This is a genomic window from Streptomyces sp. NPDC028289 (assembly GCF_055565975.1).
In genome coordinates this window covers 628,377-640,763 of record NZ_JBVHTI010000008.1, presented here as the reverse complement: position 1 = coordinate 640,763, position 12,387 = coordinate 628,377, and the positions used below count along the sequence as shown (strand labels likewise).

Sequence of the window (12,387 nt, the reverse complement as noted above, 5' to 3'; positions counted from 1 at the left end):
ATCGGCGAAGGTCCTGACGGAGATCAGTTTTTCCGATCGGCGCAGCGCATGCGGCGGGCCTGCGCCTCCGAAGGCGCCCGGCTCGGGACCACGGCGCGCCCGGTCGACGGCATCCGGCCTCGCGCACGGTTTTGCCGGCATGCGGCCCGGCGACCGCACGGCCTCATGCCGACGCGCGCACCACGATCCGGCCGGGTACCGGGGCCAGGTCCCCGGTGTCCAGCCCGAGGGCCTCTCGCGCCGCGATCCGCCCGAGGACTTCGGCGTCGATACGGACGGTGGTGAGGGCGGGAGTGGACAAGGAGCCGTACTCCGTCTCGTCGAAGCCGATCACGGCCATGTCGTCGGGCACCTGACGTCCGAGATCACGCAGGGCCGTGAGGCTGCGCAGCGCGATGTCGTCGTCGAACGCGGCGAGCGCGGTCACTTCCGGGTGCGCCGCCAGTGCCGCCGCCACCGCGGCCTCGCCGGCCCTCCGCGGCCGCGGTACGACGAAACGCCTCAGGGACGGCAGCCCGAGACGCCGGGCTGCCTCCCGGGCGAATCCGAGACGTGCCTCGGTCAGCGGGAAGTCACGATCGGGCATGGCCATGGCGATGTGGCTGTGCCCGCGTTCCGCGAGGTAGCCGATCTGCAGGCCGGCGTTGAAGGCGAATCCGCGCTCCCAGTCCTCGTCGTCGGGCTCGTGGCCCTGCATGTAGGCCTCACCGAGCCGGAGGACCGCTCGCGGGGCGATGGCGTCGAGGATCCTCTGCAGGTTCTCCGGCGCCGCACGCCCGTGCCGTACGAGAAGCACGTGGTCGTGTGCGGCCAGTTCCTCGTCGAGGCCCAGGACGTAGCTCCGGGAGAAGTTGCCCTCAAGCCCCTGGTCGACGTTGAGCACGACGATGCGCGACGCCCCCTCGCGCAATGCCCGGGCGATGCCGTGCGGGACATACCCGAGCTCGCGGGCGGCCGCCAGGACGCGTTCGCGGGTGGCGGTGGAGATGGTCTGCCGTGGGTCGTCGTTCAGTACGAAACTCACCGTCGCCCGCGACACGCCGGACGCCTTGGCCACGTCGGTCAACGTCACCCGGCCGGAACGGGCCATGTCGGACAGACTCCCTCTCCTCGGAGCACATCGGCCCGAGCGATCACCGGTGGGCCGGCCCGCCAGAACGATGAAGCGGCTGTCCGCCAACCTTACGGGACGGGATCGTTGCGGACGGGGGCGTCGCGTTCTCCCTCTTCCTCGTCTCACCCCTGGGAGGGGAGGAAGAGCGGCGATGCCCTTTCCTGGCGCGGCACGGACGGATGGCCGCAACGGGCCCGGGCGGGCAACTCGCTGCGCCTGAAGGAGCCCTCGGAGTCGTGCAGGTAGATGTGTTCCCTGTGGGCGACCACTCCGGCGACCGGCTCGCCGAGGAGGCGAGCGACGACGTACGCGGCGGCCATCCCGGTGACGTCTCGGACCGTTCCCATCGGGAGCAGCGAACGGGTCTCCGCGATGGCCTCGTGTTCGCCGGCCCTGATGAGAACACGGACTTGAGGGGCGACACCGTGCGCGGCGATGGCGACGGCGATGTTGTCGAGGTCGTCGGAACCGACCGCGGCGAGTGCGCGGGCGTGCCTCAGGCGCACCCGCTCCAGTACGTGCCGGTCACCGCCGTTCCCGGTCATGACCGGCACCCCCAGAGTGCGCGCAAGCCTCGCGGCGGATGCCTGTGGGTCGCGCTCGACGCCGACGACGGGAACGCCCAGGCGTCGCAGCTCGACACAGAGGCGCATGCCCACCTGGCCCATACCGACCACGACGACGTGGCCGGTGCGCGGCAGGGTCGCCGGGCCGAGATGGGTGGCGACCAGCATTCCCACGTCGGCCTGCGCCGCGATCCGCCGGCCGGCGGCGCCGGGCCGGCGTTCCTTCCGGCGGCGGGCCGGGCCGCCCCGACCCGCAGGGAGCAGGCTCGGCCGTCCCATAACATCCAGGACATGGCAAGCGAGCGGAGAATGACCGCGACGGACCGACGGCAACTCATTGCGCGGGCAGCGGGCGAGCTGTTCGTCGTACACGGCTACAGCGGCGTCTCCATGGACGACGTCCTGGCCGTGGTGGGTGGGTCGAAAGGGACGATCTACCGGCATTTCTCCGACAAGAGCGCGCTTTTCCGTGCCGCCGTGGAATCGCTCTGCGACGAGTGGTCGGGTCCGTTGCACGCCTTCTCACCGAGTGGCAGGAGTCTCCCCGACACCCTGGTGGCCCTGGGCGAGCACTTCGCGTCGATCGTCCTCACCCCGGAGGCCATTGCGCTGCACCGGCTGGTGACCGCCGAGGCCGGACGGATCCCGGGGATCGGGGACGTGTTCTTCGAGCACGGGCCGGCCGCGGGGTACGCGGTGCTCGGGCGCAGCCTGCGGCAGGCGTGCGAGGACGGCCTGATCGAGGTGGGGGATCCGGTTCGCGCGGGGGCGCAGCTCTACCAGGCCATGCTGGGCGACGCCCAGATGAGGCTGCTCACCGACGCCCCGGACAAGCTGACGGAGGCCGAGGTCCACGCGTCCGTCGTGGAGGCCGTGCGGGTCTTCCTCCGCGGGGTGTCGGGGCCTCGGGCCGACGACCGGGGCTGATGCCCCCCCGCGGCCGGCCCCTTGCCCCTGGATCGAACCGTACCGTACGGTCGCTGCCACCGTCGGCAGCCGCCTGCGCGCGCACATCGGGCACCGCACGGAGGGCAGACGCATGGCTACGACGACCATCCGGGCCGAGCATGTGGGATGCATGCTGCGCCCCGCCGAACTGCTGACGGCGCGTGCCGAGGTCAGGCGCGGCACGATGCCCCCGGAGCGTCTCGGTGAGCTGGAGGACGCTGCCGCGGCCGCCGCGCTCAGGTTGCAACAGGACGCCGGGATGCAGGTGTTCACCGACGGCGAGATGCGGCGCGACGACTTCATGGCCTCCGTGGTGGAGACCGTCGGTGGCCCGGTGCCCGCGGAGGAGTCCTCGGCCCGCCCTCGCTGGCACCGCGACACCGACGACGCCGAACTGGAGGGCGAGGTCGCTCCGGTCACGATCGGCGGCCCGCTGTACCGGCGGACGCCCCTGTCGCTCACCGAGGCGAAGTGGCTGGCCGGGCACTCCCCGGGACCGTACAAGATCACCATGGTGAGCCCCACCATGGTGGTGGGCTGCTGGCGGCCGGAAGTGTCCCGTGCCGTCCATCCGACCCGCGAGGACGCGGTCGCCGCGCTGGCCGGGATCTACCGGCAGGACATCGCCGACCTGATCGGCTCCGGGGTCACCTGGCTCCAGCTCGACTCCCTGGCCTACTGGGCCAACATCGACCCCGAGGCCGCCCGGATGCGCCGGGTGAAGGACCTGGACGGTCATCTCAGCCATGTCATCGACACCGACAACTCCCTGATCCGCACCGCGCGTTCCCACCAGACCCGGGTGACCGTGGCCAGCACTTCTGCCGCGGGAACATGCGCAGCGCCTGGTCCGCCCAGGGGGGTTACGAGCCCATCGCCGAACGCGTCTTCGGCGAGGTGGAGGTCGACCGCTTTCTGCTCGAGTACGACACCGAGCGCTCCGGTGGTTTCGAGCCGCTGCGGTTCGTTCCCCCCACCAAGACCGTGGTGCCGGGGCTGGTGTCGTCCAAGGTGCCGGAGCTGGAGTCGGTCGACGCACTGCGCCGCCGTATCGACGAAAGCCTCCCGGTACATTCCCCTCGAGCAGCTCGCCCTCAGCCCGCAGTGCGGATTCGCCTCGACGAGTCAGGGGAATCTGCTGACCGCCGACGACCAGCGCCGCAAGCTGGAGCTGGTGGCCGAGACAGCCCGACTGGTGTGGGGCTGACAGGTCTTCGAGGCCGTCGTTCGAACCGGCGATCAGTTTACCGACGGTCGGCGGGCGGGTCCGCCGACGGGTCGGGCCCCCGAGGACGCGATGGCCAGGAGCTTGGCCGCCTTCAGTTCGGTCTCCTCCCACTCCCGTTCGGGATCCGACCCCCAGGTGATGCCCGCTCCGGTCCCGAAGAGAAGCCGGCTCTGTGCCCGGTCGATCCAGAACGTCCGTATGCCCACGGCGAGTTCGCCGGTGCGGCGGTCGGCGTCGACCCATCCGACACCACCGCAGTACGGGCCGCGCGGCCCGGTCTCCAGGGCCTCGATGATCCGCAGGGCGCTCGTCTTCGGCGCGCCGGTGACCGAGCCCGGCGGAAACGCGGCGGCCAGCAGGTCCCCCCAGCCGGCGCCGTCCTTCAGCTCTCCTCGGACGGCGGAGACCAGGTGCACCAGTCCCGGATGTTTCTCGACGGCGCACAGTTCCGGGACGGTGACACTTCCCGTGGTGCAGACTCGGCCGAGGTCGTTGCGGACCAGGTCGACGATCATGACGTTCTCGGCGTGGTCCTTGTCCAGGAGGTCGGCCTCGGTGCGTCCGGTGCCCTTGATGGGACCGGACTCGATCACCGTCCCGGTCCGCCGGAGGAACAGCTCGGGGGAGGCCGAGGCCACCTCGATGCCGTGCCCCGGCAGTCTGACCATCCCTGCGTACGGCGCCCGGTGGCGCGCGGCCAGCAGGTCGGCCAGGGCTTCGATGTCCGCGCTCGAGGTGACGGGGGCGGACAGGACACGGCACAGATTGGCCTGGTACACCTCGCCGGCGGCGATGTGCTCGCGAATGCGCCGTACACCTGTGGTGTACGCGGCCCGGTCCAGCGACGTCGTCCACTGGGCCCGTCCAGGCCCGTGCCAGCGGGCTCCGGGAATCGCGGGCCGCGGCAGGGGCCGGACGTCGCGGAAGCGGGCGCAGGTCAGCCTGCCCTCGAAACCGGCCACGACGGCCCACAGACCCTCGGAGTCGAGTGCCCCCGGGTCGGAGGTGACGTCGAGGAGTCCGCTCATGACGCGGCCGCCGAACCGGGCCAGCGAGGGAAGGTCCTTCATGTCCAGCGCCTTCCTGTGCGCAAGAAAACGGCTCGGTGGTCCCGCGTGCCGCTCGGCGGCACGCGGGCGGGTACCGACTACGCGGGGACGGCCTCGCGTTCGGCGCCCCATTCGGCGGCCTGGAGTGTGTTGACCAGGAGCATGGCTATGGTCATCGGGCCCACACCCCCGGGAACCGGGGTGATGCGGCCGGCGATGCCGTCCAGCTCCGCGGCACGCACGTCGCCGGTCAGACCGTCCGGTGTGCGGTGGATGCCCACGTCGATGACCGTCGCGCCGGGCTTGACGTGTTCCTGACCGATCAGGCCGCGAACGCCGGTGGCGACCACGACCACATCGGCCGGACGGGTGACGGCGGCGAGGTCGGCGGTGAATTCGTGGGCGACGGTCACCGTCGCCCCACGGCGCAGCAGCAACTGGCTCAGGGGACGGCCCACGAGTTCACCCCAGCCGACCACGGCGACGCAGGCACCCTTGAGTTCGACGCCCTCGGCGTCGAGGAGCTCGATGACGCCACTGGGCGTGCACGGGCGCAGCCCGCGTTCGCCCCGGGCCAGTCGGCCGGCGCTGGCCGTGGTCAGGCCGTCGACGTCCTTGGTGACGGGGATACGGTCGGTCAGAGGCGCGGCATCGAGCTGCGCGGGCAGCGGCAGTTGGAGGAGGATGCCCGAGACGTCCGGGTCGGCGGACAGTTCGTCGATGACCGCCGCCACCTCGGCCTGCGTGGCATGGCGCGGTAGATGGCGGTGGACGTCGCGCATGCCGGCTTCGCGGATGGCGCGGCGTTTGGCGGCGACGTACACGGCGCTGGCGGCGTCGTCACCGACCAGGATGGTGGCGAGTCCCGGGACCCGTCCGGTGGCCGCGGCCGCGGCCACCCGCTCGGCGACCCGGGTCCGTATGCTGCGGGCGATCTCCGCGCCCTTGATCGTGTGTGTCATGGTGGCGAACCGCTTTCTGTCAGCGAACGATTCGCCCGGTGGAGAGGACTGCGTGCGGGGACCGCGGCGGGTGCCGCCACGGTGTACGGCGCCCGGGGTCGGGGCAGCGGCGAGCACCGCGGCGGACCGTGCGGTAGTCCGCCGCGTCCGCCGCCCGACGACCTGTTCCGGCGCACGACAAGACCACCTGTCCCTGTTCCGGGCGGGTTTCCCTGTCGGGGGTACGAGTGAACGGTGATTCAGGCGAAGACGATGGTGTGGTTGCCGTCGCGGATCACCCGGTCCTCGGCGTGCCACAGCACGGCACGGGAGAGCACCGCGCGTTCCACGTCGGCGCCGCGGCGGGTGAGGTCGGTGGCGGTGTGGGCGTGGGTGACGCGGACCACGTCCTGTTCGATGATCGGGCCCTCGTCGAGGTCCTCGGTGACGTAGTGCGCGGTGGCCCCCACCAGCTTCACGCCCCGTTGCTTGGCCTTGGCGTACGGTCCGGCGCCGATGAAGGCCGGCAGGAAGGAGTGGTGGATGTTGATGATCGGCACTCCTGCCTTCTCGATGAAGTCGCCGGACAGGATCTGCATGTAGCGGGCCAGGACGACGAAGTCGACGTTGTCCTTGAGCAGGCGCAGGTGTTCGGCCTCGGCCGCCGACTTGTCCGCCCCCTGGCACGGGACGTGGAAGAAGGGAATCCCGAACGAGCGCACCTCCTCGGCCAGATCGGGATGGTTGGAGATCACCATGGGGATGCCGACCGGGAGTTGGCCCTGCCGGTGTCGCCAGAGCAGGTCGAGCAGGCAGTGGTCGGACTTGGAGGCGAAGATCGCGACGCGCTTGGGCGCCGACATGTCGCGCAGGGTGTAGGTCAGCCCGAACTCCTGCGCGAGCCGCTCGTCCAGGTCGGTGCGCAGCGCGGGCAGAACGGCCTGGAGACCGGGGAGGGTGAAGACGGTGCGCTGGAAGAAGGCGCCGCCCTGCGGGTTGTCGGAGTACTGGTCGAGGGAGACGATGTTCGCACCGTGCCTGCTGAGCACCGAGGTCACCGCCGCGACGATCCCGGTGGCGTCGGCGCCCTGGACGATCAGCGAGGCTCGGTGGTCCGTCTCCTTGCCCGTCTTGGCGGTGCCGGTGGGCGCGGTCTGCGTGATCGTCATGCGAGAGGTTCCTTCCTGAACTGGTTGATCCATTCGGAGGTGGCCTTGAGCCCGCCGAACGTATAGAAGTGGATCTTCACGGTGCCGTGCCGCTCCGGGTCATGGCCTTCGGCGAGGGCGTGCAGGAACTTGTCAGGTCCTGCGGTGCCCATCAGGTTGGTGATCGACAGCCCGTACTTCCTGGCGATGGAGGCGCTGGTCCCGACGCCGAACCGGGCCGCGTAGCCCATGAGCCGGCGTACCCCGGCCGGGCCGGGGACGCCGATACGGATCGGCAGGGCGATGCCCTCGTCGCGGACCCGCTCGACCCAGGCGAGGACCGGATCGACGTCGAAACCGAACTGGGTGATGATGCTGCCGTCCAGGCCCTGAGCGGCCATGGCCGCGCTCTTGTCGCGGAGCGCCGCCCACAACTTCTCCCCGCTGATGGCGGGGTGGCCCTCCGGGTAGCCGCCGATGCCGACGTGCCGTACGCCGTAGTCCCGGAGCAGGCCGGACTCGATCAGGGCGAGAGAGTCCTCGTAGGGCCCCTCGGGACGGGTGGGGTCACCGCCGATGGCGAAGACGTCGGCTTCGGTCCCGTCGGCCTGGAGTCCGCCGAGGAACTGCTCGAAATCGGCACGCGAGCCGAGCCGCCGGGCGGAGAAGTGCGGGACCGGCACGAAGCCGAGCCTCTTGACCGCGCGAGCGGCGTCGAGCCGCATCTGCAGGTTCTCGTTGCCGAGGAAGGTGACGTTGATCCGGGTGCCCTGCGGGATGAGGCTGCTGGCCTCCTCCAGTTTGGGCACGTCCTTGCCGGTCATTTCCAGGGAGAAGTCTTCCAGCAGCGATGTGCTGACCGCTGCGGAAGCCGTGCTGAGCTGGCTCATCGTGCTCCTAGTCGTCATGGACGCGGTCCGGCCGGCCCGGCGGGGCAGCGGGACGGCGGCCGGGTCGGCCGGGGGTCCTGGTGGCAGCCGCGCGGTCGGGCGCCGGACCGGACCGCGTGGGGCACCGCTCCGCGTCAGGCGTTGCGGCGGTATTCGTTGCGGGCGTGGCGGTCGTACGGGCTGGGCTGGACCGTGGCGCGGATGCGCGCGAACCCGAGGTCGGCCTCGGGGTCGGTACCGGTACCGGGGTGCTCGCCCCAGACCACCTCGACCTCGGTGCCGGGCTCGGCGTGCGCGGCGTCGATCAGCGTCTGCGACAGGAGGGTGCCGACCGGGTCGATGGACGCCGTCTGCATGGTGACGCCGACCAGACCCGCGGAGGTCTCCACCCGGTGGCGGGCGTAGCTGAGCACGAATCCCGGGTCCGCTCCCCCGCCCAGCACCCGGCGCACGTCGTCCGGATCGAAGACCAGCGTCACCTTCTGGCGCAGGCCCGTGTCCTCCCTGGCCTTCAGCAGGGCGTCGCGGCCCAGGAAGTCGTGACCGAAGTGGATCATCTTTCCGTAGCCCAGCTCGTACGGGGACACGTAGTAGTCCTCGATGTTCTCGGAGAAGTAGCTGCCGTTCAGCGGACGCTTGCCCTCGATGCCGAACAGCGGAAGCCACTTGCGGTACTCCGCAAGGTCGGGGTCGGAATAGATCCCGGGAACCGGCGAGGGGATCCATCCGCTCTCCACGCTCGGCGTCGCGTACGCCAGAGCACCGACCTGGATCAGGCCGAGCGGCTCCCCGGCCCTGAGGAACGCTTCGTGCACGTGGGCGGCGTGGTCCCAGGGGCCGATGAACTCGTAGCCGGCCTGGCCGGCCATGCCGTGGCGCAGCGCCTTGAAGGCCCGGCCGTCCAAGGTGACCGCCGTGGAATGGAAGAACTTGGTCTCCGGGATCGGAGCGCCGAAGACCTTCTCGATGAGGTCGAGCGCCTGTGGGCCCTGGATCTGGTAGCGGAACAGTTTCGGGTCGCCGCCGCCCGGCCGGAAGGCACTGGAGGCATCGGTCTCGAAGGCGACGTCGTAGCCGCCCTTCTCCGCGTGGTACTGCACCCAGTGCTGGGCCGCCGGGATGCCGCTGAGCAGGTAGGCGTTCTCGGCCTCCCGGGCGAGGATGCCGTCGGTGACGATGTGACCGTGGCGGGTCACCGGCACGTACTGCTTGGCCTGGCCGACGGCGAACTTCTCGAAGTTGTTGGCGCCGTGGTCGGCGAGGAGCCGGGTGGCGTCCGGGCCCTCGATCCACAGGTCGTACATGTGGTGCGACAGGTTCAGCAGCGCGACGCCCTCGTGCCAGGCCGTCTGCTCCTGCCGCCAGCCGCGGTACTCGCGGGCGACGACTTCCGGGGTCCACGGCTCGGCACCGGGCTTCCACAGCAGTTCGACGGGCGAACCGGCCTTGTCGATGCCGTCCTGGAGGCTGGGGATTGCCATGCGGCTCCTTCTTTCATGGTTTCCGAGAGGGACTAGATCGATCTAGCGACGGACAGACCGCGGCTCATCCAGGCAGGGTCGACTGGGTAACTAAATCGATCTAGCGCAAGTTAGCAGAGACCACCGTCTCCGGCGAGGCCCAGGAGGCGGGTTTGTCACCGGGCGTCCGACGGGCGACTCCGGGCGGCAGCGTGCGGCCTCCGTCGGCCCAGGCAGCGGCCATGCAGACCGCGTGGAGACTGGAGCGCACATCGTGAACCCGCACGCATGCCGCTCCGGCGGCCGCCGCGAGCGCGGAAACGGCGGCGGTCGCAGCGTCCCTGGCACGGGGCAAGGACCCGCCGTCCGCGCATCCGCGCAGCGCGGCGCCGATGAAGCGCTTCCTGGACGCACCCACGAGCACCGGGAAGCCCGTGGCCCGCAAGGTGCGCAGCTCCGCGAGGAGCCGCCAGTCATGGTCGGCATGCTTGGCGAAGCCGAGGCCGGGATCGAGGATGACGCGCCCCGGATCCACCCCCGCCGCGGCAAGCGCGTCGATGCGCCCGAGAAGCTCCGAGACGACCTCGGACACCACGTCACGATAGATCGCGTGGCGGTCCATCTCGCGGCTCGGCGCCCGCCAGTGCGTCACCACGTAGGGGACACCCAGCTCGGCGACGGCGGCCGCCATGGCCGGGTCCGCAAGGCCGCCGCTGACGTCGTTGACCAGGCATGCCCCCGCCGCCACGGCGGCGTACGCGACCTCGGCATGCATGGTGTCCACGCTGACGGACACCCCGGCGCGCGCCAGTCCCCCCACCACCGGCACGACCCGGGACAGCTCTTCGGCCACCGGGACCGGCCCGGCTCCCGGACGCGTCGACTCCCCGCCCACGTCCACGAGGTCGGCACCTTCGCGGGCCATCCGCATGCCGTGCCGAACCGCGCGCCGTGTGCCGGCGTGGAGACCGCCGTCGGAGAACGAGTCAGGCGTCACGTTCAGTATCCCCATCACGAGGCACCTGCCGGGCCGCGGAAGACCATCGGGGACTTCGCACGCCGGTCGCGGCGCGACAGGGGATTCCATCTCCATCACAGCTCGGGAACCTCCTCGGTCCGAGGATCAGGGACCTGCGGACGGGGTGCTGCTGAATCGATATGACGGCCAGGTTACATGAGTTTGCTAAATCGATCTAGTTGTTCCGCTGCGGAAGGTCCCGGGCCCTGCGGTGACCGCCCGCGTGACGGGCGGGTCCCCAGAAGGGCCGGCGAGGATGCCCGCCTCACGTCCGCGGTGCCGCGATGTCGCACGGCACCCGGACAGGGAACACGGCCGCGAAGGGCGGACCCCTCCACGGAGCGCAAGGTAAGCCTGCGCCGGGAGCAGTCTCTGGCATCTGGGCAGCTCAGGGGGCAGAAAGCCCCGCCGGAGGCGGCGCTCGGATCTCGGTGTGCACCTTGTGACGCCCGGAAGGCGTACCGTACCGTACGGTTCCACGTTGACGTAGGCACCTCGCCGACTGGCCCCGCGTGGGCCGCCGTGATCACGGTCGGACGCCCCCCGCGCCAGTTCGTTCAGGACACCAGGCGCCCTCACCCGCCGGTCGCTTCGCACGGCGACGGCCGCCGCCCCTGCCGCCCTTCCCGCACATCGCGCGACGACATGGAGAACCCGATGGCACACCTCGAAGACCAGATCCAGGCCGCCGGAGGCCCGCTGGCCCTCATGCGCAGCGGCCGCTCCGGCGCCTATCCCTTCCCGATCAGGGCCGAGTTCACCAACTGGCGTGACGAGCAGGAGTCGTGGCGCACCTCGGCGGCGCTGATGGACCTGTCCCACCACATGACCGACCTGACGGTCCAGGGCCCGGACTGTTACCGGCTGCTGTCGGACGTCGGCGCCAACACCTTCGCCGGTTTCGGACCGATGAAGGCGAAGCAGTTCGTCGCCGTCAACTACGACGGCTACATGATCGGCGACTGCATCCTCTTCTGCCTGACCGACAACCTGGTCCGGCTCGTCGGACGGCCGCCGGCGCTGAACTGGGTCCAGTTCCATGCCGAGACCGGCGGCTACGACGTCACCCAGCGCCGCGACGAGCGCACCGCGCAGAACCCGAACGGCCGCGAGTTCTTCCGCCTCCAGCTCCAGGGCCCGTATGCGGCGGCCATCTTCGAGAAGGTCAACGGCGGCCCCATGCCCGACATCCCGTTCTTCTCGATGGGGAAGTTCAATATCGGTAAGCACGAGGTCACCGCCCTCAACCACCGTATGTCCGGCTTCCCCGGCCTGGAGTTCTTCGGCCCCTACGAGCACATCGACGACGTCCGCGACACCATCCTGGAGGCCGGCGAGTCCTTCGGGGTCCGCCAGGTCGGCGGCCGCGCCTACGCGTCGGTGGCGACGGAGTCGGGCTGGATCGCCAACACCGTCCCCGCGGTCTACTCCGGCGAGACGATGAAGCCCTATCGCGAGTGGGTGAACGCGAGGAGCTTCGAGGCCAACCTCTCCCTCGGCGGCAGCTTCGTCTCGGACCGGGTCGAGGACTACTACGTGACTCCCTGGGATCTCGGCTACGGCCATATCCTCAAGTTCGACCACGACTTCATCGGCCGGGAGGCCCTGGAGTCGAAGCGTGGCCAGAAGCACCGCAAGAAGGCGTGGTTGTCCTGGCACCGCGACGACGTCGCCCGGGTCTTCGCCAGCCAGTACGAGCAGGGCGAGCGTCGTTTCAAGCACATCGAGATGCCTGCGGCCTTCTACGCGGCCTCGCACTTCGACCGCATCGAACGCGACGGCCGTCTCATCGGTGTGTCGACCCTGTGCAGCTACACCGCCAACGTCCGCGGCTGGATCTCCGTCTGCATGATCGACGAGGACGCACTCACCTACGGCCAGGAAGTCGAGCTGGTGTGGGGCGAACCGAACGGCGGCTCCGCCAACCCCACAGTCGAGCGTCACTCCCAGACGACGATCCGCGCCACCGTCTCCCGCCGGCCCTTCGCCGGCGACAAGCACTGACCCACCTTTCACCCCCAGGCC

Annotated in this window: 11 protein-coding genes; 3 read left to right on the top strand and 8 right to left on the bottom strand. The window is 70.5% G+C overall.

The window, feature by feature from the left end; translation table 11 throughout:
- Nucleotides 1–163 precede the first annotated feature (163 nt).
- Nucleotides 164–1,090, bottom strand: coding sequence for a LacI family DNA-binding transcriptional regulator (locus tag ACZ4UV_RS39445; RefSeq protein WP_451016578.1), 927 nt, complete (start codon nucleotides 1,088–1,090; stop codon nucleotides 164–166).
- A 146-nt stretch (nucleotides 1,091–1,236) separates the two neighbouring features.
- On the bottom strand, nucleotides 1,237–1,959 hold the full coding sequence (locus ACZ4UV_RS39440) for an NAD-binding protein (RefSeq protein ID WP_467844651.1): 723 nt from the start codon (nucleotides 1,957–1,959) through the stop codon (nucleotides 1,237–1,239).
- A 12-nt stretch (nucleotides 1,960–1,971) separates the two neighbouring features.
- On the opposite strand from ACZ4UV_RS39440, the gene ACZ4UV_RS39435 reads away from it, so the two are divergent.
- Together ACZ4UV_RS39435 and ACZ4UV_RS39430 are read left to right on the top strand one after the other, a co-directional pair.
- Complete coding sequence (locus ACZ4UV_RS39435; RefSeq protein ID WP_451016580.1) at nucleotides 1,972–2,607, top strand: TetR/AcrR family transcriptional regulator C-terminal domain-containing protein; 636 nt, start codon at nucleotides 1,972–1,974, stop codon at nucleotides 2,605–2,607.
- A 112-nt stretch (nucleotides 2,608–2,719) separates the two neighbouring features.
- Nucleotides 2,720–3,835 (top strand): hypothetical protein, encoded by a 1,116-nt coding sequence (locus ACZ4UV_RS39430; RefSeq protein WP_467844649.1) that lies wholly within the window; start codon nucleotides 2,720–2,722, stop codon nucleotides 3,833–3,835.
- 32 nt (nucleotides 3,836–3,867) lie between these two features.
- Here ACZ4UV_RS39430 and ACZ4UV_RS39425 read toward each other — a convergent pair whose 3' ends face one another.
- The 6 genes from ACZ4UV_RS39425 to folP form a co-directional block, all read right to left on the bottom strand.
- Nucleotides 3,868–4,926, bottom strand: coding sequence for a chorismate-binding protein (locus tag ACZ4UV_RS39425; RefSeq protein WP_451016582.1), 1,059 nt, complete (start codon nucleotides 4,924–4,926; stop codon nucleotides 3,868–3,870).
- A gap of 77 nt (nucleotides 4,927–5,003) precedes the next feature.
- Entirely contained in the window at nucleotides 5,004–5,867 is an 864-nt protein-coding gene (locus ACZ4UV_RS39420; RefSeq protein ID WP_451016583.1) for a bifunctional 5,10-methylenetetrahydrofolate dehydrogenase/5,10-methenyltetrahydrofolate cyclohydrolase, read from the bottom strand.
- Nucleotides 5,868–6,106: 239 nt separating this feature from the next.
- Nucleotides 6,107–7,015: a formyltetrahydrofolate deformylase gene (gene purU, locus ACZ4UV_RS39415; protein ID WP_451016584.1), complete on the bottom strand. Its 909-nt coding sequence runs from the start codon at nucleotides 7,013–7,015 to the stop codon at nucleotides 6,107–6,109.
- Entirely contained in the window at nucleotides 7,012–7,884 is an 873-nt protein-coding gene (locus ACZ4UV_RS39410) for a methylenetetrahydrofolate reductase (protein ID WP_451016585.1), read from the bottom strand. The genes purU and ACZ4UV_RS39410 overlap by 4 nt, the downstream gene beginning before the upstream one ends.
- Nucleotides 7,885–8,018: 134 nt before the next feature.
- Entirely contained in the window at nucleotides 8,019–9,365 is a 1,347-nt protein-coding gene (locus ACZ4UV_RS39405) for an aminomethyl transferase family protein (RefSeq protein ID WP_451016586.1), read from the bottom strand.
- 100 nt (nucleotides 9,366–9,465) lie between these two features.
- Entirely contained in the window at nucleotides 9,466–10,431 is a 966-nt protein-coding gene (gene folP / locus ACZ4UV_RS39400; protein ID WP_467844822.1) for a dihydropteroate synthase, read from the bottom strand.
- 588 nt (nucleotides 10,432–11,019) lie between these two features.
- Here folP and ACZ4UV_RS39395 point away from each other — a divergent pair.
- Nucleotides 11,020–12,366 (top strand): aminomethyl transferase family protein, encoded by a 1,347-nt coding sequence (locus ACZ4UV_RS39395; protein WP_451016588.1) that lies wholly within the window; start codon nucleotides 11,020–11,022, stop codon nucleotides 12,364–12,366.
- The last annotated feature ends 21 nt before the right edge of the window (nucleotides 12,367–12,387 follow it).